Source organism: Oleomonas cavernae, assembly GCF_003590945.1.
Lineage (GTDB): Bacteria > Pseudomonadota > Alphaproteobacteria > Zavarziniales > Zavarziniaceae > Zavarzinia > Zavarzinia cavernae.
In genome coordinates this window covers 641,921-663,597 of sequence record NZ_QYUK01000008.1, presented here as the reverse complement: position 1 = coordinate 663,597, position 21,677 = coordinate 641,921, and the positions used below count along the sequence as shown (strand labels likewise).

23 protein-coding genes and 1 pseudogene are annotated in these 21,677 nt (G+C 67.1%); 11 read left to right on the top strand and 13 right to left on the bottom strand.

Annotated features, from left to right (window positions below):
- Nucleotides 1-53 precede the first annotated feature (53 nt).
- The 6 genes from D3874_RS27800 to D3874_RS03470 all read right to left on the bottom strand — a co-directional run bounded on the left by D3874_RS27800 (nucleotide 54) and on the right by D3874_RS03470 (nucleotide 3,806).
- Complete coding sequence (locus tag D3874_RS27800) at nucleotides 54-446, bottom strand: growth inhibitor PemK (RefSeq protein WP_147385510.1); 393 nt, start codon at nucleotides 444-446, stop codon at nucleotides 54-56.
- An 11-nt stretch (nucleotides 447-457) separates the two neighbouring features.
- Nucleotides 458-1,114 (bottom strand): HD domain-containing protein, encoded by a 657-nt coding sequence (locus tag D3874_RS03490; protein ID WP_119776544.1) that lies wholly within the window; start codon nucleotides 1,112-1,114, stop codon nucleotides 458-460.
- Between the two features lie 2 nt (nucleotides 1,115-1,116).
- Nucleotides 1,117-1,485 carry a helix-turn-helix domain-containing protein gene (locus D3874_RS03485; RefSeq protein WP_119776542.1) on the bottom strand — a complete coding sequence of 123 codons (369 nt, stop codon included), beginning with the start codon at nucleotides 1,483-1,485 and terminating at the stop codon, nucleotides 1,117-1,119.
- Between the two features lie 9 nt (nucleotides 1,486-1,494).
- On the bottom strand, nucleotides 1,495-1,797 hold the full coding sequence (locus D3874_RS03480; RefSeq protein WP_119776539.1) for a type II toxin-antitoxin system HigB family toxin: 303 nt from the start codon (nucleotides 1,795-1,797) through the stop codon (nucleotides 1,495-1,497).
- Between the two features lie 61 nt (nucleotides 1,798-1,858).
- Nucleotides 1,859-2,479 (bottom strand): isochorismatase family cysteine hydrolase, encoded by a 621-nt coding sequence (locus tag D3874_RS03475; protein ID WP_119776537.1) that lies wholly within the window; start codon nucleotides 2,477-2,479, stop codon nucleotides 1,859-1,861.
- Nucleotides 2,480-2,495: 16 nt separating this feature from the next.
- Entirely contained in the window at nucleotides 2,496-3,806 is a 1,311-nt protein-coding gene (locus tag D3874_RS03470) for a type I glutamate--ammonia ligase (RefSeq protein WP_147385509.1), read from the bottom strand.
- 347 nt (nucleotides 3,807-4,153) lie between these two features.
- On the opposite strand from D3874_RS03470, the gene D3874_RS03465 reads away from it, so the two are divergent.
- From D3874_RS03465 to D3874_RS03435, 7 genes are all read left to right on the top strand, one after another.
- The gene (locus D3874_RS03465) at nucleotides 4,154-5,575 is read left to right on the top strand and encodes an MATE family efflux transporter (protein WP_147385508.1); all 1,422 of its coding nucleotides are present in this window, start codon (nucleotides 4,154-4,156) and stop codon (nucleotides 5,573-5,575) included.
- A gap of 10 nt (nucleotides 5,576-5,585) precedes the next feature.
- Complete coding sequence (locus D3874_RS03460) at nucleotides 5,586-6,326, top strand: TlyA family RNA methyltransferase (RefSeq protein ID WP_119776529.1); 741 nt, start codon at nucleotides 5,586-5,588, stop codon at nucleotides 6,324-6,326.
- Nucleotides 6,319-7,542, top strand: coding sequence for a class I SAM-dependent RNA methyltransferase (locus D3874_RS03455; RefSeq protein ID WP_147385507.1), 1,224 nt, complete (start codon nucleotides 6,319-6,321; stop codon nucleotides 7,540-7,542). The genes D3874_RS03460 and D3874_RS03455 overlap by 8 nt, the downstream gene beginning before the upstream one ends.
- Before the next feature lie 4 nt (nucleotides 7,543-7,546).
- Nucleotides 7,547-8,587, top strand: a complete 1,041-nt coding sequence (locus tag D3874_RS03450; RefSeq protein WP_119776524.1) for a class I SAM-dependent methyltransferase — start codon at nucleotides 7,547-7,549, stop codon at nucleotides 8,585-8,587.
- 2 nt (nucleotides 8,588-8,589) lie between these two features.
- Complete coding sequence (locus tag D3874_RS03445) at nucleotides 8,590-9,267, top strand: rhomboid family intramembrane serine protease (RefSeq protein WP_119776522.1); 678 nt, start codon at nucleotides 8,590-8,592, stop codon at nucleotides 9,265-9,267.
- Between the two features lie 190 nt (nucleotides 9,268-9,457).
- A complete protein-coding gene (ribB, locus tag D3874_RS03440; RefSeq protein ID WP_119776519.1) occupies nucleotides 9,458-10,756 on the top strand; it encodes a 3,4-dihydroxy-2-butanone-4-phosphate synthase in 1,299 nt (432 codons plus the stop codon).
- A gap of 32 nt (nucleotides 10,757-10,788) precedes the next feature.
- On the top strand, nucleotides 10,789-11,136 hold the full coding sequence (locus tag D3874_RS03435) for a 4Fe-4S dicluster domain-containing protein (protein ID WP_119776516.1): 348 nt from the start codon (nucleotides 10,789-10,791) through the stop codon (nucleotides 11,134-11,136).
- Nucleotides 11,137-11,138: 2 nt separating this feature from the next.
- Here the strand turns inward: D3874_RS03435 and aroC are convergent.
- A pseudogene (gene aroC, locus D3874_RS03430) lies at nucleotides 11,139-12,208 on the bottom strand (chorismate synthase).
- A 1-nt stretch (nucleotide 12,209) separates the two neighbouring features.
- Nucleotides 12,210-13,028 (bottom strand): enoyl-ACP reductase FabI, encoded by an 819-nt coding sequence (gene fabI, locus D3874_RS03425; protein WP_119776514.1) that lies wholly within the window; start codon nucleotides 13,026-13,028, stop codon nucleotides 12,210-12,212.
- Nucleotides 13,029-13,199: 171 nt separating this feature from the next.
- On the opposite strand from fabI, the gene pdxH reads away from it, so the two are divergent.
- Genes pdxH through D3874_RS03410 form a run of 3 tightly spaced genes read left to right on the top strand, consistent with a single transcriptional unit; the run spans nucleotide 13,200 to nucleotide 15,547 of the window.
- On the top strand, nucleotides 13,200-13,817 hold the full coding sequence (gene pdxH / locus D3874_RS03420) for a pyridoxamine 5'-phosphate oxidase (RefSeq protein WP_119776512.1): 618 nt from the start codon (nucleotides 13,200-13,202) through the stop codon (nucleotides 13,815-13,817).
- Complete coding sequence (locus tag D3874_RS03415) at nucleotides 13,814-14,758, top strand: cation diffusion facilitator family transporter (RefSeq protein WP_147385506.1); 945 nt, start codon at nucleotides 13,814-13,816, stop codon at nucleotides 14,756-14,758. Before pdxH ends, D3874_RS03415 begins: the two co-directional genes overlap by 4 nt.
- Before the next feature lie 42 nt (nucleotides 14,759-14,800).
- Nucleotides 14,801-15,547 (top strand): SDR family NAD(P)-dependent oxidoreductase, encoded by a 747-nt coding sequence (locus tag D3874_RS03410; RefSeq protein WP_119776510.1) that lies wholly within the window; start codon nucleotides 14,801-14,803, stop codon nucleotides 15,545-15,547.
- 69 nt (nucleotides 15,548-15,616) lie between these two features.
- Here D3874_RS03410 and D3874_RS03405 read toward each other — a convergent pair whose 3' ends face one another.
- Both D3874_RS03405 and D3874_RS03400 read right to left on the bottom strand, forming a co-directional pair.
- Nucleotides 15,617-16,702 carry a DUF2817 domain-containing protein gene (locus D3874_RS03405; RefSeq protein ID WP_119776508.1) on the bottom strand — a complete coding sequence of 362 codons (1,086 nt, stop codon included), beginning with the start codon at nucleotides 16,700-16,702 and terminating at the stop codon, nucleotides 15,617-15,619.
- Nucleotides 16,699-17,478 (bottom strand): MBL fold metallo-hydrolase, encoded by a 780-nt coding sequence (locus D3874_RS03400; RefSeq protein ID WP_199698900.1) that lies wholly within the window; start codon nucleotides 17,476-17,478, stop codon nucleotides 16,699-16,701. Before D3874_RS03400 ends, D3874_RS03405 begins: the two co-directional genes overlap by 4 nt.
- Before the next feature lie 170 nt (nucleotides 17,479-17,648).
- Here D3874_RS03400 and D3874_RS03395 point away from each other — a divergent pair, with 170 nt between their 5' ends.
- Complete coding sequence (locus tag D3874_RS03395) at nucleotides 17,649-18,212, top strand: TetR/AcrR family transcriptional regulator (protein ID WP_119776505.1); 564 nt, start codon at nucleotides 17,649-17,651, stop codon at nucleotides 18,210-18,212.
- Between the two features lie 198 nt (nucleotides 18,213-18,410).
- Here D3874_RS03395 and D3874_RS03390 read toward each other — a convergent pair whose 3' ends face one another.
- From D3874_RS03390 to D3874_RS03380, 3 genes are all read right to left on the bottom strand, one after another.
- Nucleotides 18,411-19,796 carry an aspartate aminotransferase family protein gene (locus D3874_RS03390; RefSeq protein ID WP_119776503.1) on the bottom strand — a complete coding sequence of 462 codons (1,386 nt, stop codon included), beginning with the start codon at nucleotides 19,794-19,796 and terminating at the stop codon, nucleotides 18,411-18,413.
- Between the two features lie 113 nt (nucleotides 19,797-19,909).
- Nucleotides 19,910-20,821, bottom strand: a complete 912-nt coding sequence (locus D3874_RS03385; protein ID WP_119776500.1) for a sterol desaturase family protein — start codon at nucleotides 20,819-20,821, stop codon at nucleotides 19,910-19,912.
- A 215-nt stretch (nucleotides 20,822-21,036) separates the two neighbouring features.
- Complete coding sequence (locus D3874_RS03380; RefSeq protein ID WP_119776498.1) at nucleotides 21,037-21,666, bottom strand: helix-turn-helix transcriptional regulator; 630 nt, start codon at nucleotides 21,664-21,666, stop codon at nucleotides 21,037-21,039.
- Nucleotides 21,667-21,677: the final 11 nt, after the last annotated feature.

Below are 21,677 nucleotides of genomic sequence, written 5' to 3'. Positions count from 1 at the left end.
CCTTATCAAAGCACTATAAGTACTTTCGCGTCAAAGTGCTGCGGCGTGCCGCTCTACTGACAGAATATTGCGGGGTCACTGCGAAACGGCGGCAGACCCCCTTCGCAATCGAAGCGGTCCCTGGCGCCGGGCAGAGGCTTCAGGTCGTATCCCGGCCAAGTGAATTCGTTGCCTTCATGCAGCAGAACCCAGGAGCGTTCGCCATCAAGGCCAAGGTGCTGCTTGACGAGACGAGGCAACTCGACGGCTAGTGCCGGATCTCGCGGTGCTGCATGGGTGATGGGGAGCACCGCCACCATCGTGGTTCCATCGTCAGTGTGTTCGAGGGCCAGGACGATAACGCAAGGGCGATTCTCCCGTCCCTCTTCGCGTCCCACCTGATGCTCATGGTGCCACAGATAGGTGTAGGAAATGACCAGGCCCAACTGTGGCAAGGGGATGGGCATGGCACGTCAGGTTATTCGTCTTCCAGCAGGGCATTCAGATGATCATGCTCAGGCGCCATTCGTCCCTTGGCGATCGCTTCACCTTTCTCGTGCGGCAGGTCAGCGGTGGCAAACGACGAGCCTAGCGCGCCGATTGTCCGCCCCAGTTCCGCCGCCAGCGGCCCCGGGCAGGCGACCCCAAAAACATCCCGCAGCGCCCCATAGTACCAAAGTGTGCCGTCGCGGCCGCCGGTGAAGCGGTCCCAGATCGCCGGGCCGATGGTGCGGTAGTCGGCCAGGATCGCCCGGGCGTTGTGGGTCTTGTCGGCGAGCGAGACCAGGAGCGAGGCGGGCGGCTTGTGGGGCAGGGCAGCGAGATAGGCTTCCTTGCGGGCGCGCCAGGGCGGCTTGGGCTCGACCCAGGAGTCGGTGCAGTCGGCGACGATGGCGGCGACGGCCTTGCCGAAGCGCCCTTCGATTTCGGCCAGGGTCTGCGCGCCGCCCTGGTCCTCCGCCGCGTCGTGCAGCAGGGCGGCGATGGCCTGGTCCTCGGTGCCGCCATGCTCCAGCACCAGGGCGCAGACCGACATCAGGTGCGAGACGTAGGGGATGCTCGTACCCTTGCGCACCTGGGCGCGGTGCAGTCGGCTGGCATAGGCCAGGGCTTCGTCGAAACGGTCGGTCAGCATCTTCAGGCCGCGTCGTGATACGGGCGCACCAGCGCTTCCGCCGGAATGTCCCAGGCCGAGTGGAGCTTGTAGATCATCTCGACGGTGAGCACACGCTTGCGGTTGAGGATCTCGGAGGCGCGGGGCTTGGAGCCCAGGAGCGCGGCGAGGTCGCTTTGCTGGCGCCCCGTCGCTTCCATGTGGGCCTTGAGGAAGTCGATCGGGTCGACCGCGGGAAGGGGGTAACGCTTGGCCTCGTAGGCCTCGATCAGGGTGGCGAGGATATCGAGCTTGTCGGCGTCCGGCGAACCGGGGGCCGCGTTCCACAGGCGCTCTACCTCCCTGAGGGCGGCTTCATGATCGGCGTCGGTACGGATGGGGCGGATTTTCACGGCGGCCTCCTAAAACTGCGAGACGGTCAGCGCGTTGATCTTGTCGTATTCGGCATGAGTGCCGATGAACTTGATGAAGGCGATGCCGACCACGAAATTGAACGAAACGATCAGTCGGTAATTGCCGCCGGCGATCTCGAAGCGCACGCGCTCGGCATTCAGAACCTTGGCCTTGGTGAAGAAGCCGAGGACTTCCTGCGTCGACTTCCAATTCGCCGCCTTCGCCACCGTCTGCCAATGAACCAGCGCGGTCAGCGTCTCGGGATGCTTTTCCGCGTATTTGGCGAGGTTGCTGGTGGCGATGATCCTCATGGGCACTTATACGCCATTCCCGTATTGGGAACAAGAGGGTTTTCCCGTTTCGGGAACTACCTTAAACCCCTCCCCCCATCTCCGCGATCAAGGCGTCGGTCGTGGCCTGGCGGCAATAGCCCTTGTTGAGGCGCAGGGCCCAGTCGTGGCGGTCCTGGCTTTCGGTGGCGCAGGCGTCCACGGCGCAGATCATCTCATAGCCGCGGTCGGCGCCGTCGCGCACCGCCGTGTCCACGCACTGGTCGGTCAGGAAGCCCACGGCGATCACCGCGTCGACACTCAAGTTCCGCAGCAGATAGTCGAAGATGGTCGAATTGAACAGGCTGGACGAGGTCTTGGGCAGGACGATCTCGTCGCCCACCGGTGCGATCGCCTCCAGCACCTTGGATTGCCAGCCGCCCTTGGGGTAGTTGAAGTTGCTGACCTTGTAGTCGAGGCTGCGGTCGCGCCCGTCGAGCGTCAGGCTTTCGATCACCGTGTACATGACCTCGACACCCGCCTGGCGGCCGGCAGCGATCAGCCGGGCGATGTTGGGCAGGGCGATGCGGGTGACCTGGTCGTAGAGATAGGGCTGGGTCCTGGGCGTGTCTTGCGTGATCAGGCTGTTCTGCGCGTCGATCACGATGATGGCGGTGCGTTCGGGCACCAGGGGCAGGTCGCGGGTGCGGTAGGGTTTGGCCATCGATCAAGCCTTCACTTCAATAGACGCGGGCATAGAGGGCGGCGAGGGCGGGCACGTCCAGGTCCCGCACATGGGCGATCTCGCCGCGCTTGTGCAGGACGTAGGCGCCGCGCATCACGGTGTTTTCCATGAGCACGTCGCCCTCCTGTTCCAGCGCGTCGAGGGCGGCGGCCAGGCTGGCCGGCAGGGGCCGGATCTGCCGTTGCTGCCACTCCTGCGGTGACAGGGCGCCCGGCCCCTCCTGCGTCGCGGCCGGGGCGCGTTCGCCGCGGGTAAGGCCGTCGAGCCCGGCACGGATCAATCCCCCTAAGGCGAGGTAAGGGCTGGCGGCGCCGTCGGCCGCGCGATACTCGAAATTGAAGCTCTTGGCGACATCGGCGCCGGGCACATCCGAAACCGGGCAGATGCGGATGAAGGCCTCGCGGTCGCGCCGGCCGATGTTGGTGACGTGGGTGCTCCAGGAATTGGGCTTCAGCCGCTCGTAGGACAGCACGCTGGGCGCGGTCAAGGCGCTCAAGGCCGGCCCATGGGCGATGATGCCGGCGAGAAACCGGGAGGCGATGTCGCCGATGCCGTCGGGGGCGGCGGGATCGTGGGACAGGGGCTGTCCCGCCACCGTCTCCAGGCTGAAATGAATGTGCACGCCGTTGCCGACGATGCCGGGGGTGACCACCGGCGAGAAGCTGACCCAACTGCCCTGGCGCCAGGCCAGGCCCTGCGCAATCTGGCGCAGTTTCACCGCCCGGTCGGCCGCCTCCAGCGCCAGGGCCGGGCGCACCGTCACCTCGAGCTGGCAGGGGCCGTATTCGGGCAGGAATGTCTCGGGTTCCAGCTTGGCCGCATCGAGGGCGGCGAGCAGGGCGTGGGGAAAGTCGCCGGCGCGGCGCACCGCGTCGAGGCCATAGGCGCCGCCCGGCCGCGCCTGCACCCCGCCGTGATAAAGCTCGTGTTCGAAGGCCACGCGCAGGTGCAGGCCGTGGTCGTCGCGCAGCCGGTCGATCGCCTGTTTGAGATAGTTGCGCGGGCAGCAGGCCCAGGGCGTGCGGTCCATTTCCAGCACGTCGCCCAGGATGAAGTGTTCGGGAACGCTGCCGTCCGCGAAATCGACCAGGACCTGGCCCTCCGGGTCGGGCACCAGCAGGAGGTCGCCGCGCGGGCCGAAAGGGGTGGCGGGGATGGCGCCGAAGCAGTTGATCATGATGTTGGTCGGCGTCCAGCCGACACCCTGATGCCAGCGGCCGGGCAGTTCGGCGGCGGGAAAGCCCTTGCCCCGGACCTGGCCGGCAAAATCGCTATAGACCACCATGACGAAAGGGGTGCGCTTCACGGGCCTGGGTCTCCTCGGGTTCGCGGCAACGCCACTTGGCCGCGCAGAAGCCCATGTTGGCGCAAGTGCGAAGGCGGCGACAATGGCGCCTTTCGGATTGTACTTCGCGGCATCGACATTGTGCGTCCTTCGAGACGGCCCTGCGGGCCTCCTCAGGATGAGGAAAATCTTTATGGCAAAAAGACTTGCCTCATCCTGAGGAGCCGCGCGCAGCGTGGCGTCTCGAAGGACGCACAGTGGCTGTCCAAGCGCGGCGCGGACGGGTGCAGGGCTGCCCTGCCACCCTGGCCCTTTCCATCGCCGGCGACCGCCGCCATATTGGCCGGCTGTTTTGGGAGGCGTTCGCGATGACCGCGGCGGTGGAGATGACCCGGGCGACGGGCGGTGGATGGCGGGCTTGGGCCGGCGAGGCCCGCGCCTTGTCCACGCTGGGCGTGCCGCTGGCCTTCGGGCAGCTGGCCGGCATTGCCATGCTGACCACCGACACCATCCTGCTGGGCCATGTCGGGCCGGAGGCGCTGGCCGCGGCCTCGCTGGGCTTTTCCGTGCTGATCGTGCCGATGATGTACCTGATGGGCGTGGCGCAAGGGGCGACGCCGATGATGGCCTTCGCTGTCGGCGCCCGGCGCCATCATGTGCGCGAGGTGCGCCGCACGGTGCGCCAGGCCCTGTGGGTGACGGGCCTGGTCTGCGTGCCCGTGTTCGCGGGGCTGTGGCACAGCGATGCGCTGTTTTCCCTGATCGGGCACGAGCCCCGGCTGGCCGCCCAGGCGGCGGACTATGTCCGCTCGCTGTTGCCCACCTTGCTGACCGGCACCTGGTTCATCGTGCTGCGCAGCTTCATGGCAACCTATGACCGGCCGCGGGCGGCCCTGGTCATTGCGCTGGCCCAGGTGCCGGTGAACGGCCTGATCAACTATGCCCTGATCTTCGGCAACTGGGGCGCCCCGCCCCTAGGGCTGGTCGGGGCCGGCATCGGTTCCAGCGTGACCGGCCTGATGGGCTTGATTGCACTGGCCCTGGTGATCGTCTTCGGCCACTTCCGCCGCTTCCACCTGTTCGGCCGGTTCTGGCGGGCCGACCGGCGCCGTTTTGTCGAGGTGCTGCGGCTGGGCACGCCGATCGGCCTGACCCTGACCTTCGAGGTGCTGCTGTTTGCCGGTGCCGCACAGTTGATGGGCCTGATCAGCCCGCTGGCGCTGGCGGCGCATCAATTGTCGATCCAGTTCTGCGCCATCACCTTCATGTTTGCGCTGGGTATCGCCCAGGCGGCGGGCATCCGCATCGGCATCGCCGCGGGTGCGCGCGACCAGTCGGGCGTCGCACTCACCGGGTGGACCGCCCTGGCCCTGGGCTGCAGCGTGATGGGCCTGTTGGGCCTGAGCTTCGTGCTGTTCCCGCAGACGCTGGTCGGCATCTTCCTGACCGACATCACCGGGCCGGAGACGTCGGTGGTCTTCGCCTATGCGCGGGATTTCATGATGCTGGCCGCGCTGTTCCAGGTGGTCGACGCGGGCCAGGTGGTGGGTGCCAACCTGCTGCGCGGGATCAAGGATACGCGCGTCCCCATGATCTATGCCCTGGTCGGTTATTGGGTGATCGGCTTCACGACCTCGTGGGCCCTGGCCTTCCCGTTAAAGATGGGCGGCATCGGCGTCTGGTGGGGCTTCGTGCTGGCACTGGGCCTTGTCGCCGGGCTGATGGTCCGGCGTTTTGCCGGGCGGCGGGCGATCCCTGCCTATCGCGCCGCCTTCGGCCTTGCGGCATGATCGGCCGGTCATGACCAAGATCCGCCTCGACCAGTTGCTCGTCGATCGCGGCCTGGCGGAAAGCCGGGCGCGGGCCCAGGCCGTGATCATGGCGGGCCAGGTCTTCGCCGGCACCAGGCGCCTGGACAAGGCCGGCGACAAGGTGGCCGAGGACATCGCTATCGAGGTGAAGGGCCAGGCCCACCCTTGGGTCTCGCGCGGCGGGCTGAAGCTGGAAAAGGGCCTGGCCAGCTTCGCCATCGATCCCGCGGGGCTGATCGCGCTCGATGTCGGCGCCTCGACCGGCGGCTTCACCGATGTCCTGCTCACCCGCGGCGCGGCCAAGGTCTATGCCGTCGATGTCGGGCACGGCCAACTGGCGTGGAAGCTGCGCAACGACCCGCGCGTGGTGGTGATGGAACGCACCAACGCCCGCCGGCTGGACGCGACCCTGGTGCCCGATGCCATCGATCTGGTGGTGTGCGACGCCAGCTTCATCGGGCTGGAGACCGTGCTGCCGGCGCCGCTGGCCCTGACCCGGCCCGGCGCCCATCTGGTCGCCCTGATCAAGCCGCAGTTCGAGGTCGGCAAGGGCCGGGTGGGCAAGGGCGGCGTGGTGCGCGAGCCGGAATTGCACAAGGAAGTGTGCGACCGGATCGAGGCCTGGGTGGGCAGCCTGCCGGGCTGGCGCGTGCTGGGCGTCACCGAGAGCCCGATCCGCGGGCCCGAGGGCAATGTCGAATTCCTGATCGGGGCGGTGCGCGATGCCTGAATTGGTCGAGGCCACCATCGCCCGCATCGGCGCCCAGGGCGATGGCGTTGCGCAGACGGAACGAGCGCAGTTCCATGTCCCCTTCACCCTGGCGGGCGAACGGGTGCGCCTGGCGGTCGACGGCAAGAGTGCGAGCTTGGATGCGATCCTCGTCCCTTCGCCCCAGCGGATCGAGCCCGCCTGTAATCATTTCGGTACCTGCGGCGGCTGCCAGATGCAGCACCTGGCGCCCGAGGCCGTGGCCGCGTTCAAGCGCGAGCAGGTCGCCGTGGCACTGGCCCATCGCGGCTTCGACGCGGCGGCCGTGCTGCCCACCATCATGCTGCCGCCGGGCGAGCGGCGGCGCGCGCGCTTTGCTGTGCTGCGCATCGGCAAGCGGGTGCTGCTGGGCTTTCACGAGCGGCGCAATCACCGGCTGGTCGATCTGGCGGCTTGCCCCGCCGTGCTGGCGGCCATCGGCCGCCTGATCGCGCCCCTGCGCGAACTGGCGAAGCAGGTGCGGTTCGAGGCGGCGACGGTGACGGTGGCGACCGGCGGCATGGACCTGGTGCTGGACGGCAAGCTGCGCATCGATTTAGGGATACGCGAGGCGCTGGCCGATTTCGCCGGGACGCATAATATCGCCCGCCTGACGGCGGCGGGCGAGACCATCCTGGAGCGGGCAGCGCCCAGCCTGGATTTCGGCGGCACCCTGGTCACCCCGCCGCCGGCCGGCTTCCTGCAGCCCAGCGCCGCCGGCGAGGCGGCCCTGCGCGAGCAGGTGCTGGCGCGGATCGGCAGCCCTAAACGCGTGGTCGACCTGTTTGCCGGTTGCGGCACCTTCACCTTCCCCCTGGCGAAGCTGGCGCCGGTCTGGGCGATCGAGGGCGACCAGCCGGCGATCGATGCCCTGTCCCGGGGCGCGCGCGGTGCCAAGGGCCTGAAGGCCATCACCGCCCTGCGCCGCGACCTCTATCGCCGGCCGGTGGAAGCGGTGGAATTCGATGCCGGCGACACGGTGGTGATCGACCCGCCGCGCGACGGGGCGGAGGCGCAGAGCCGGACCCTGGCCGACTCGCCCGTCCGCCGCATCGTCGCCGTCTCCTGCAACCCCGCGACCTTTGCGCGGGATGCGCGTATCCTGGTCGACGCCGGTTTCCATTTGAGCGACGTTCAGCCGGTGGACCAGTTTGCCTGGTCGTCCCATATCGAACTGGTGGCGAGCTTCGAGAGGTAGGGTCATGGCGGCATCGCGCGGCAGACGGCTGGCTTACGGCACCGCCCGGGCCATGCGCGTCGCGTGGTTCGCCGGGCAGTACCTGGCGGCGGAGCGGTTGACCCGGGCCTCGCGCGGGGCAATCGACCGCAGCAACAAGGGCCAGGGCACCGGCTGGCGCCCCTTGCTGGCGGCGATCGAGGACCTGTTCGCCCGCGACCTCGCCAATATCGAGGCCGGGCTCTATGCCATGCCCGACGATCTGGCGCTGCGGCCGGGACCGGCCCTGCGCAACGCCGTGCGCTTTTTCCAGGATCTGCCCCAGGTGGCGCGCCGGCGCCGCGAGGGCGCCCATGCGGAAGTTCTGGACGACGAGATCCGGCGCATCTATCCGCGTTACTATCTGCAGAATTTCCATTTCCAGACCGATGGCTGGCTCAGCGACCGTTCCGCCGCGCTCTACGACCACCAGGTGGAGGTGCTGTTCACCGGCACCGGCGGGGCGATGCGCCGCCAGGCCCTGCCGCACCTGCGCACGATCCTGGCCGGGCGCGATCTTCGCGCCGTCCGGGTGGCCGATGTCGCCTGCGGCACCGGCGGCCTGATCGCCGACATGAAGGCGACCTGGCCGCGGCTGGATGTAACCGCCGTCGATCTCAGCCCCGCCTACCTGCGCAAGGCCCAGCGCCGCCTCGAGGGCCGGGGCCGGATGCACTTCGTGCAGGCCAAGGCGGAGGCGCTGCCCTTTGCCGATGCGAGCCTGGATGCGATCACCTGCGTCTACCTGTTCCACGAACTGCCGCCGAAAATCCGCGAGGGTGTCGCCGCGGAATTCGCCCGGGTGGTGAAGCCGGGCGGCGGCGTCGTCCTGGTCGATGCCTTGCAGGCGGGCGACGTGCCGCCATTCGACGGGCTGCTCGACTTCTTTCCCCGCGCCTTTCACGAGCCCTACTTCAGCACCTACGCCCAGGCCGACCTGGGCGCACTCTTCGCCGCGGCCGGCCTGCGGCTGGCGGCGGCGGCGCCGGCCTTCCTGTCCAAGGCCATGCGCTTCACGAGGGATTGAGCTTGGTTTTCCCGGTCTATGACGGCCTGCCGACGCGCAAGGCGCCCATCGTCAACTACGGCCTGATGATCGCCTGCATCGCGGTCTGGGCCCTGCAGCAGGTGCTGGGGCATGTCGAGGTGGACGCCGTGCGTTACGGCTTCGTGCCGTTCTTCCTGTTCCAGGAGGTGCCGGCCAGCTATGACATCGGTGCCGTGCCGGCGGGCGCCTCGCTGCTGACCTATGCCTTCCTGCATGGCGACTTCTGGCATCTGGCCGGCAACATGCTGTTCCTGTGGATCTTCGGCAACAATGTCGAGGATGCCCTGGGGCCGGTGCTCTACCTCGGCTTCTACCTGTTCTGCGCCGCCGCGGCGGCCCTGGCCGAGGGGCTGATCGATCCCACCTCGCTGGCGCCGGTGATCGGCGCGTCGGGCGCGATTTCCGGCGTGCTGGGCGCCTATCTCATGCTCTATCCGCACCAGCGGGTGGTGGTGCTGGTCGGCTTCTTCCCGCTGCCCTTGCCGGCCTTCCTGGTGATCGGCCTGTGGTTCGCCATCCAGATCCTCGACGGGATTTCGGGGGCGGCGGCGGCCGACAGCATCGCCTGGGCGGCCCATGTCGGCGGCTTCCTGGTCGGCGCCCTGCTGATCCGCCCCTTCCGCGCCCGGCTACGGCCGGTGCGCGGCCCGTGGGGGTAGTCTTCTGTCGTCATCCCGGCGAAGGCCGGGATCCATTGGCGGCGCGGGCGTGCTTTCGTCTGAACAGCTCGATCTATATCGGCATGGATCCCGGCCTTCGCCGGGATGACAAATTCGAGCAGAGAAAAATCCCGCGCATTGTCTTATAGATTTTAGTTTAACTTAAATTCTTCTTTGCTATGATGCGATCATGAAGCTGACGGAATGGCTGGACCGTGAGGGACTGACACGGGTCGAACTGGCGCGGCGCCTGGGCGTTTCGCCGGCGGCGGTGACGCAGCTATGCAACAACGAGGCGGCCTGGATGTCGCGGGAGACCGCGGCGCTGATCCTCCGCGTCACCAACGGGGCCGTGACGCCGAACGATTTCATCGGCGCCGCGCAGGAGATCTTCATGGCGCACACCGTGACCGAGGCCATCGCGGCGATCGCCCGGGGCGAGATCGTCATCGTGACCGACGACGACGACCGCGAGAACGAGGGCGACCTGATCTGTGCCGCCTCCCTGTGCACGCCGGAGAAGATGGCCTTCATCATTCGCAATACCTGCGGCATCGTCTGCGCGCCCCTGCCCGCGGGCGAGGCGCGACGCTTGCGGCTCGATCCCATGGTCTCGGCCAACGATGCGCCGCTGGGGACCAATTTCACCATCACCGTCGACACCCGCCACGGCCTCACCACCGGCATTTCGGCCGAGCAGCGCGCCAACACGGTCCGCGCCTTGGCCAACAACAACATGGGGCCGGGCGATTTCGTCCGTCCCGGCCATGTCTTCCCGCTGATCGCGCGTGACGGCGGCGTGCTGATGCGCTCGGGCCACACGGAAGCCGCGGTCGACCTGTGCCGGCTGGCGGGCCTGCCGCCGGTGGGCGTCATCTGCGAGCTGGCCAATGACGACGGCACGGTGATGAAGGGCAAGCAGATCGAGGCCTTCGCCGAGAAACACAAGCTGAAACGCATCTCGGTCGCCGACCTCATCGCCTATCGCCAGTCGCGCGAGAAACTGGTCGAGCGGGTGGCAACCTTCCCCGTCGCCAATCCCCATGGCGCCCTGACCGGCTATGCCTATGTGACGCCCTTCGACCCGGTACAGCACTTCGCCTTCGTCCGCGGCGACCTGGGTGACGGCCGGGGCGTGCCGGCGCGCCTGCACCGGGCCAATGTCATCGCCGACATCTTCGGCGGCGCCCCGCTGCTGAACCAGGCGCTGGAACACTTCGCCAAGGAAGGGCGCGGCGTCCTGCTCTATCTGCGCGATGGCACCGCCGGCGTCCCGGCGACCGCCCTGGCATCGGCCGAAGGCGGCTCGGAAGCGCAGCGCACCCATCAGTGGCGGGAGATCGGTCTGGGCGCCCAGATCCTGAAGGACCTGGGCGTGGTCTCGATCCGCAACCTGATCTCGGCCTCCGCCTCCGCTTCGGCCTTCGCCTATGTCGGGCTCTCTGGCTTCGGCATCGAAATCGCCGAGACGATCACCCTGGGCGAGTGATAGCGTCCAGGCGAACCGCAGAGGGGGCGTCGATGGCTGGAGCGAGCAGGGACCTTGAGAAGGCGCGCAAGGCGGCCGCCGATCCCAAGCGGCCGGGCAAGCTGTGCCGGGCCGAACCGGCCAGCTACAAGCCCGTGGTCGATCGCAACAAATGCGAGGGCAAATCGGACTGCATCGCGGTGTGCCCCCATGACGTCTTCGAGATCGGCCGCATTCCCGATGACGAATTCCGCGCCATGTCGTTCTTCATCCGCCTGAAAATGACCGCGCACGGCCGCAAGACGGCCTTCACCCCGCGCGCCGATGCCTGCCAGGCTTGCGGCTTATGCGTCGTCGCCTGTCCTGAGAAGGCGATCCGGCTCGTCGAACTGGCGGCCTGAGATCACCCCACCTGGGCGCGGTGGCGCAGCAGGTGGTCGGCCAGGACGCAGGCGACCATGGCCTCGCCCACCGGTACGGCGCGGATGCCGACGCAGGGGTCGTGGCGGCCCTTGGTCGAGACATCGGTGTTGTCGCCCGATACGGTGACGCTTTCGCGGGACGTGAGAATCGAGGAAGTCGGCTTCACCGCGAAGCGGGCGATCACCTCCTGCCCGGTCGAAATGCCGCCCAGGACGCCGCCGGCCTTGTTCGACTTGAAGGTAACGCGGCCGTTCTCCATGCGCATCTCGTCGGCGTTCTCCTCGCCGGTGAGGGCGGCGGCGCCGAAGCCCGCACCGATCTCGACACCCTTGACCGCGTTGATCGACATCAAGGCACCGGCGAGATCTGAATCGAGCTTGCCGTAGAGCGGCGCGCCGAGCCCGGCCGGCACGCCCGAGGCGATCACCTCGATCACGGCGCCGACCGAGGAACCGGCCTTGCGCACCGCGTCCAGATCCTCGGCCCACAGTGCCGCGGTCTGCGCATCAGGGCAGAAGAAGGGATTGCGATCGACTTCGTCCCAATCCCAGCGCGCCCGGTCGATGAGCCGGCTGCCGACCTGGATCAGGGCGCCGCGCACCATGATGTTCGGCCCCAGGACCTTGCGGGCGACGGCGCCGGCAGCGACCCGGGCCGCGGTTTCGCGCGCCGACGAACGGCCGCCGCCGCGCGGGTCGCGGATGCCGTATTTCACCTGATAGGTGAAGTCGGCATGGCCGGGGCGGAATTTCTGCGCGATCTCGGTGTAATCCTTCGAGCGCTGGTCGGTGTTCTCGATCAGCAGGCTGATCGGCGTGCCCGTCGTCTGGCCCTCGTAGGTGCCGGAGAGGATCTTCACCGCGTCGTCTTCGCGCCGCTGGGTGGTGAAGCGGCTTTGACCCGGCTTGCGCTTGTCGAGAAAACCCTGGATGTCAGCCTCGGTCAGGGGCAGGCGGGGGGCACGCCATCGACGACGCAGCCCAGCGCCGGCCCGTGGCTTTCGCCCCAGGTGGTGACGCGGAAGAGATGACCGAAGCTGTTATGGGACAAATCACACCACCGCGATGTCGGGCGCGTCGGCCGCCTTCATGCCCACGACATGATAGCCGGAGTCGACATGGTGCACCTCGCCGGTCACGCCGCGCGAGAGGTCGGACACCAGGTAGAGCCCGGCGCCGCCGACATCCTCGGTCGAGACGTTGCGGCGCAGGGGCGAGTTGTACTCGTTCCACTTCAAGATCAGGCGGAAGTCGCCGATCGCCGAGGCGGCGAGCGTCTTGATCGGCCCGGCCGAGATCGCGTTGACCCGGATGCGGTTCTTGCCCAGGTCTTCCGCCAGGTAGCGCACCGAGGCCTCGAGCGCCGCCTTGGCGACGCCCATGACGTTGTAGTGCGGCATCACCTTTTCCGCCCCGTAGTAGGACAGGGTGAGCAGCGAGCCGCCGTCGGGCATCAGCGGCTCGGCGACCTTGGCGATATAGGTGAAGGAATAGCAGGAGATATAGAGGCTCTGCTTGAAGTTCTCAGGGGAGGTGTCGACGTAGCGGCCCTTGAGCTCGTCCTTGTCGGAATAGGCGATGGCATGGATCACGAAATCGATCGTGCCCCATTGCGCCTTCACGGCCTCGAACACCGAATCGATCGAAGCGAGGTCTGCGACATCGCACGGCAGGATCAGGGCATCCGGCGTGCCCACTTCGGCCGCCAGCGGGCGCACGCGCTTCTCCAGCGCCTCGCCCAGATAGGTGAACGCAAGCTGCCCGCCCTGGGCATGGATGGCCTGGGCAATGCCCCAGGCGATGGAACGGTCGTTGGCGACGCCCATCACCACACCACGTTTTCCGGCCATCAGGCCGGCGCCAGTCGACATACGTTGATCCCCCTCAAGGTCGATCATGCAAAGCGCGCGGATTATAGCGGTCTGCGTCTGCCCCTCAAGCCATGGCTGCCGATCGGCTGCCATGATCACGGGGGCATGCGCCCGCCTTGCCTCTTAGCCCACCCTGTGGTCCGTTGTCTCCCGATAATCGAGGTTTTCTTCATGTCTGATCTCTTGTCGTCGTCCAGCGACGCGATTCTGGCGCAGCGTGGCCCCTATGCCCTGTTCGCTGCCTGGTTCGCGGAAGCGGAGGCAGCCGAGCCCAATGACGCCAATGCGATGTCGGTGGCCACCACGACGGCCGGCCGGCCCTCGGTGCGGATCTTGCTGATGAAGGGCTACGATTCGCGCGGCTTCGTCTTCTACACCAATTTCGAAAGCCGCAAGGGCTTGGAATTGTTGGAAAATCCCTATGCGGCGATCGATTTTCACTGGAAGAGCCTGAAGCGCCAGGTGCGGGCCGAAGGGGTGATTTCGGTGGTCAGCGACGCCGAGGCCGATGCCTATTTCGCCTCGCGCCCGCGCGATTCGCAGATCGGGGCCTGGGCCAGCGCCCAGTCCCGCCCGCTGGATGCCCGCGCCACCTTCGACCAGGCGGTGGCCGAGGTCTCGGCCCGCTTCGAGGGCGGCCCCGTGCCCCGGCCGCCGCACTGGTCGGGCTTTCGTCTTACCCCATCTGTCATGGAATTCTGGCAGGATAGGGCGTTCCGCCTGCACGACCGCGTGGTGTTCACGCCCGCCGGCGGTGACGTATGGAAGGTTCACCGGCTCTATCCATGACCGCGCAGACGACAGCCAATGCCCAGGCGTCAGAGCTTGCCGATGCCGCCCGGCTGATGCGCCGGGCGACCATGGCCTCGGTCGCGGTGGCGGTGGTGCTGATCGGCATCAAGGCGGTGGCCTGGATCATGACCGGGTCGGTCTCGATGCTGGCCAGCCTGGTCGATTCGGGCCTGGATGCCGCGGCCTCGCTGGTCACCCTGCTGGCGGTACGCCAGGCCACGACCCCGGCCGACCGCGAGCACCGCTTCGGCCACGGCAAGGCGGAAGCCCTGGCCGGGCTGCTGCAGGCGGCGATCGTTGCCGGTTCCGGGCTGTTTCTGCTGTTTGAGTCGGTGCGCCGGGTGATCGATCCGGTCGCCGTCGAGCAGGGCCTGGTCGGCATCGCGGTCATGATCGTCTCGATCCTGCTGACCATCCTGCTGGTGCTGTTCCAGCGCCATGTCCTGGCGCGGGCGGACTCGCTCGCCGTGGCCGGCGATCGGTTGCACTATCTCAGCGACCTCCTGTCCAACGCCGGCGTGATCGTCGCCCTGGTGCTGGCCGGGCAGTTCGGCCTGGTCGAGGCCGACGGCGTGATCGCCTTCGGGGTCGCGGTGATCCTGCTGTGGGGTGCCTGGGGCATCGGCAGCGGCGCCTACGACATGCTGATGGACCGGGAATTGCCGGACGAGGAGCGCGAGCAGATCAAGGCGATCGTCCTGGCCGAGCCGCGGGTCAAAGCCATGCACGATTTGCGTACCCGCCGGTCGGGTTTGGCAACCTTCATCCAGCTTCACCTGGAACTGGACGGTGACATGAAGCTGCGCGAGGCCCATGTCATCGCCGATGCCGTTGAACTTGCGATCATGCAGGCCTTTCCGGGCGCCGAGGTGATCATTCACGAGGATCCCGACGATATCGTGGAAAACGATGGCCGCGCGGCGTCATTGCCGGTGTGACCGCCCTTCCGGTTTGCAGTGCTTTCCACTAACGTGCCCGCCATGCCCGTAATCGAAAATGACCGCCGTACCCTGATCCTGACCGGTGCCAGCCGTGGCATCGGCCATGCGACCGTGAAACGCTTTTCTTCCGCCGGCTGGCGCGTCATCACCTGCTCGCGCCACGCCTTTCCGGAAAACTGCCCCTGGGCCGCCGGGCCCGAGGACCATGTGCAGATCGACCTGGCCGATGTCGACGCCCTGCCGCGGGTGTTGGACGAGATGCGCAGCCGCCTGCCCGACGGCCGGCTCGACGCCCTGGTGAACAATGCCGGGATTTCGCCCAAGGGCCCCGGCGGTAGCCGCCTGGGCACCATCGAGACCGATTACGAGACCTGGGACCGGGTGTTCCGCGTGAATTTCTTCGCCCCCGTGCTGCTGGCCCGCGGCCTCATGCACGAGCTGAAGGCGGCGCAGGGCTCGATCGTCAACGTGACCTCGATTGCGGGCGTGCGCGTGCATCCCTTCGCCGGCTCGGCCTATGCCACCTCCAAGGCGGCGCTGGCGGCCCTGACGCGCGAAATGGCGGCGGACTTCGGGCCGCTGGGCATTCGCGTGAATGCGATTTCGCCGGGCGAGATCGAAACCGCGATCCTGTCGCCGGGGACCGAGAAGCTGGTCGACCAGATTCCGTTGCGCCGGCTGGGCACCACGGCCGAAGTGGCCAAGGCGATCTATTTCCTGTGCACCGAGACCTCGTCCTACATCTCCGGTGCCGAACTCCACATCAACGGCGGCCAGCACGTCTGAACGTGCCCCCTTGCGTCATGGCCGGGCGAAGTCCCGGCCATCCACGTCGGGAATTGAGGAAAGAGAACTCTAGGCGTTACGAAGCGCCGTGATCGCCTGCGCCTGAATCGCCCGCGCCCGCTCCAGGATGCTGTCGCGCCATGCCGCGCTGTCGTCGAAGAAGGCGGTGCGCATCTGGTGCTTGATGCCGGCGGCATAGTCGGCTGCGAAATCGCCGTGGGTGTGCAGCCAATGGTCGGCGCGCAGGGCTTCCAGCACTTCCGGGCCGGACAGGGTGCCGAATTCGTGGGCGCCGCCGATCATGCGGGCGCCGGCGGGCAGCGAGTCCGCGGCGGCATCGAGCAGGGCGCCGGTCATTTCGTAGGATACGGTGCCGGCATCGGACGGCAGCACGAAGGCCTCGCCCCAGGCTTGCCGGCCCAGCATCGCCAGTGAACTGCCGGCGCGGCCGGCGCCGATCAACTGGCCCGTGCCGTTCTCGCCCAGGCCGGTGTGATAGTCGATCATGGCGACCAGCCCGCTGCAGCCCGCCAGCGTTTCCTTCAGGACCTGCCGCACCGTGCGGTTCGACCACCCCGCCCCATGGCCGCCGAAGAAGGGGGCGAAGGGATGGACATACTGGCCGCGCGGCACGGCGGTCGCCAGGGCCTGAATCCCGCCGCGTTCCATGGCCCAGTTCAGCAGCCAGGTATCCGCCTGGCCCTTGGCCTCGCCGAACCAGTCGGGCGGGACCAGGGCATCGGCCACCGCCCGGTCGTAGTCGGGATTTTCCGGCAGGGGCCTGGTGAAATCGATGAAGTTGCGGTTGAGGTCGACACCGTCTTCGGTCACCCGCCGGCTCCAGGCGAAGCCATGGGGGTTCACCGCATGGACCAACAGCAGCAGCGTGTCGGGCGGCAGGGCCACACGGTCGGCCAGGAATTGCGACTGGATGCCCGAGCCGCAGATACCCTCGACCCCATGGGTGGCGCTGAGCAGGACCAGGGCATTGCGGGCGTCCGCCGGGCCGATCACCGCGGCATCCATGAACAGCTTCTCGCCCTTGGGCCCGCGCAGTGGGTGCTGGTGCGAGGCGATGGCGGCATTGGCCGCTTGGGCCCGGTCGAGGAAGCGGGCGCGGGCCTCGGCATAGTCGGGCAGGAACGGGCTGCTCATGCTTGGACCTCGAGCCGATAGGCGTCGCCGTCGCGGACCACGCGGCCGGCGGTGGGGCCGGCGAAGTGGGTGCCGATGACCAGGGTGCCGTTGTCGGCATAGTCGCACAGGAAAGCCTTGCGCGTGATGCGCGAGGTATCCTTGTCGCTGTCGAAATCGGACGACCAGTGGGGATGGGCGACCTGGCAGGGGTGATGCATGATGTCACCCGTGATCACCGCCCGTTCGCCCCTGGATTCGATCACCACGCTGACATGGCCCGGGGTGTGGCCGGGCGTGGGGATCAGGCGGATCTCGGGCGCGATCACCGCGTCCATCTCGACCAGGGTGGCGAGGCCGGCGTCCATGATCGGCTGCACGGAATCATCGAAGATCACCTTGGTTTCGGGGCGGGTCGCCTCGGTCGACCAATGATCGAATTCGCGCTTGGCAAAATAGTAGCGGGCCTTGGGGAAGGTCGGCTGCCAGGCGCCGTCTTCCAGCATGGTGTTCCAGCCGACATGGTCGACATGCAGATGGGTGCACAGCACGCCGTCCACGCTGTCGCGCGACCAGCCCGCCGCGGCCAGGTCGGCCAGGAAGTTGGTCTTGATCATGTTGAACAGGGGCGAGGTGCGCACCTTGTCGTTGCCGATGCAGGTATCGACCACGATGCGCATCGTCGGCGTCTCCACCAGCAGGGCGTGGACGCTCATGCGGATGAAGCCGTCTTCCGTGGCGAAGTGGGGGATCAGCCAGGGGATCTGTTTGATCGCGTCGGGTGTCCCCTCCGGCACGGCCGAGCCGGGGCCGCCGCCCGGGAAAGCCCCTCGAATTCGACGATCTTGGTGATGGTCACGTCGCCGACACGCCAGCTCAAGTGGGCCATGGAGGTTTCCTTTCCCGTGATCTCGTGCTATTTTGACTTTACAGTACAGTCCAAAATTCAGGGTGCAAGGAGAATCTGATGGCATCGTCCAAGGTCGACGCAATCCTGGTTGCCGCCCGGACGCTGTTTCTCGAGGCCGGTTTCGACGGGGTCAACCTGGACAGCGTGGCCGCGCGGGCGGGGGTCTCGCGGCAGACGGTCTATAATCGTTTCGGCGGCAAGGAGGCGTTGTTCCGCGCCGTGGTGGAACGGCATTGGACCTTGCTGAAGGAGGGGGCCTTCCTGCCCGGGCCGGGCATCGATCCCCGCACCGACACGCCGGCGGTCATCCTACGGCGGATCGCCGAGAAGGTGCGCTCCTTCGTCGTCCATGCCGATCAGGTCGCCTTCACCCGGCTGGTGGTCGCCGAATCCCGCCGCCTGCCCTGGATCGCCGAGGATTTCTACGCCCTGGGCAAGGCCCCCGCGGTCGATGCCTTCGTCGATTGCCTGCGCCAGATGCACGCGGCCGGCTCGATCGATTGCCCCAAGCCGGTCCTGGCGGCGCACCAGTTTCTGGGCCTGATCCAGGAGTTCATGATCTGGCCCATGTCATGGCCATCGGCCCCGCAGCGGCCGCCCTGCCGCCGGCCGAGGAGGTGATCGAGGAGGCGATCGCCATGTTCCTCAGCCGTTACGGCAGGTAACGGACAGGATTGCATCGCCGTGGTGCGTCCTTCGAGACGGCCCTGCGGGCCTCCTCAGGATGAGGAGAGTCTTTTTTGCCACAAAGATTCTCCTCATCCTGAGGAGCCACGGCACGTGGCGTCTCGAAGGACGCACCATGCCGGTGCCGGCCCGTTACGCCGCGCGCAGGTTGCCCTTGGCGACCCAGGCTTCGATGTCGCTCAGCGCCATGGCGAAGCGGTCGAACATCAGGTCGATCTCGGCTTGCGTGATGATCAGCGGCGGGCAGAAGGCGATCGAATCGGCGATGCCGCGCACGATCAGGCCGTGATCCAGCGCCCGGGCGACGGCGGCGGTGCCCACACCCTTGTCGGGCGCGAAGCTGCGCTTGGACTTCTTGTCGGCGACCAGTTCGATGGCGCCGAGCAGGCCGACGCCGCGCACTTCGCCCACCAGCGGGTGATCGGCGAAGCCACGCAGGCGCTTTTGGAAATGCGGCGTCACATCGCGGACATGGCCCAGGATGTTGCGCTCCTCATAAAGTTCCAGGGTGCGCAGGGCGACGGCGGCGGCGACCGGGTGGCCGGAATAGGTATAGCCGTGGCCGAAGGTGCCGATCTTGCGCGATTCCTCGACCATGCCGTCGAACATCTGCTGGTCGACCACCACGGCCGAGATCGGCATATAGGCCGACGACAGGGCCTTGGCCACCGACATCGAATTGGGCGTAATGCCATAGGTTTCGGCGGCGAACATGTTGGCGGTACGCCCGAAGCCGCAGATGACTTCGTCGTCGATCAGCAGGATGCCGTATTTCGACAGCACCTTCTGGACCTTCTCGAAATAGGTCGCGGGCGGGGTGAGGACACCGCCGGCACCCATCACCGGCTCGGCGATGAAGGCGGCGATGGTCTCGGGCCCTTCGCGCAGGATCATCGCTTCCAGGCTGTCGGCCAGGCGGCTGGCGAAGGCCTCCTCGGTCTCGCCCGCTTCCGCAAAGCGGTAGTGATGCGGGCAATCGGTGTGCAGGATATTGGCGATCGGCAGGTCGAAATCGCGGTGATTGTTGGGCAGGCCGGTGAGCGAGGCGGCAGCCACGGTGACGCCGTGATAGGCCTTGTTGCGCGAGATGATCTTCTTGCGACGAGGCTCGCCCCTGGCATTCATCACGTACCACGCCAGCTTCACCTGGGTGTCGTTGGCTTCGGAACCTGAATTGGCAAAGAACACCTTCGAGGCCGGGAAGGGCATCATGGCCTTCAGCTTCTCCGCCAGCAGGATCGAGGGCTCGTGACCCTTGCCGGTGAAGGTGTGGTAAAAGGGCAGGGCGCGCATTTGGCGGATCGCCGCTTCGACCAGTTCCGGCTCGGAGAAGCCCAGGCTGGCGCACCACAGGCCGGCCATCCCTTCGAGATAGTCGCGGCCGGTGTCGTCATAGACGAACACGCCCTGGCCGCGCTCGATCACCAGCGGCCCCTTGTCCAGGTGCGTCGCCAGATTGGTATAGGGATGGATGAAGCTCGCCACATCGCGCGCGGCGAGGGAGTTGCCCTGAAGCATTTGGGTTGGCCGATCCGAAATCACACGAAAAGTAAGGCCATCATGGCGGCCGCTGTCACAAACGCAAAGGGGCGTGGCGGACATAGCTGCCATCCGCGCCTCTCGCGGATGCGCTACTCGGCGGCGATCGGCAGGTCGGGCTTGTCCTGCTTCTCCTGCCACATCCGGCGGATGTCGGCGGAGGTCGAACCCCTGCCATCCTCGCGCCAGCCGGGCGGGGCGAGGAAGGCCATGAACCTGGCCCTGGCCGTGCGGGCGCGGGCGACGTCCTTGAAGATCGCCGCCCATTCGTGCAGGGCGATTTTCAGCGGGTTGAAGCTGCCCAGGTTCTTCACGATCCCGTAGCGGCAGGGTTCGGCGGCGTCTTCGGGCACCAGGGTGCCCAGCATCCGGTCCCAGATGATCAGGATGCCGGCATAGTTGGCATCGAGGTATTTGGGGTTGGTCGCGTGGTGGACCCGGTGGTGCGAGGGCGTGTTGAAAACATACTCGAACCAGGCCGGCATGCGCCCGATCGCCTCGGTGTGGATCCAGAACTGATAGACGAGGCTCACCCCCATCTGGAAGAAGATCAGTTCGGTGGGAAAGCCGGCCAGCGACAGCGGCAGCCAGCAGATCCAGGTGAACGCGATGGTGCCGGTCCAGTTCTGGCGCAGCGCGGTCGAGAGATTGTAGTGCTGGGACGAGTGGTGGTTGACATGGGCCGCCCACCAGACCCGGTGCTCGTGGCTCAGGCGGTGGAACCAGTAGTAGCAAAAGTCTTCGGCGAAGAAGATCAGGGCGAAGGCCCACCATTGGAAACCGATGTCGAACAGGGCGAACTGGCGCACCCATTCGAAGGTGAGGTAGACGAAGCCCACCGTGAGCAGGCCGAAGGTGAAATTGCCCAGGCCCATGATCAGCGAGGCGGCAGCATCGCGCGGCTCGTAGGCAATGCCGCCCTTGGCGCGCATCCACCACAGTTCGGCGGCGATCGCCACGCCGAACAGGGGAATGGCGAATTCGACCGGGTTGGGCAGCGCCATGATCTCTCAGTTTCCTCCGTTTATGACGGAGAATTTACGAGAAACCCGACAAAGTGTCATCTTCTCGATCTTGCATGACAGAGCGCATTTCTTGTCGTCATGGCCGGGCTTGTCCCGGCCATCCACGTCGGCAAGCTGCCTCTTCCGTCAACGAATGTGGCTCGTCCCGACGTGGATGCCCGGCACAGGGCCGGGCATGACGATCTAGGGCGGGGTCAATGGCTGCGGCGCGTGATCTTGTAGGCACAGCGCCGGGCGCCGGACAACAGGTGCTCGACCCGCTCAACGGTGCAGTCCGGCCCCAGGACGTCCTCGAAGACGGCGAGCTCCGACCGGCACAGGCCTTGGCAGGTGCGGGCAGCGGCGCAGACCGGGCAATGATTCTCGATCAGGATCAGGCTGCCGTCTTCGCCCGCTTCGACCGCGGCCATATAGCCCTCGCGCGTGCGCTGGGCGGCCAGCGCCTCGACCCGCTCGCGCCAGTCCATGACCCGGGCCAGGGCACTGGCATAGGCGTTGCGGGTCGCGGCCTCGCGCCTGGCGATCAGGCGGTCGAGGCCGGCTTCGCCGAATTCCTCGCGGATGGTGGCAATCAGTTCGACACTGAACTGGGCGTGGGTGTCGGGGAAGCGGCTGTGGCCGGCCTGGGTCAGCGACCACGAGCGGCGGGGCCGGCCGATGCCCGCCCGCTCGTCACGGTGGGTAATCAGGTTGTCGGCGGCGAGTTTTTCCAGGTGCTGGCGGGCGCCCTCCCGGCTGATGCCCAGCTTGGCCGCCAGGCCCTCGGTCGTGGTGGGGCCGTGGGTCTTCAGGTGAAAAAGAATGTCGTCGGCGGCGGTGCGCATGGGGCAGAGTA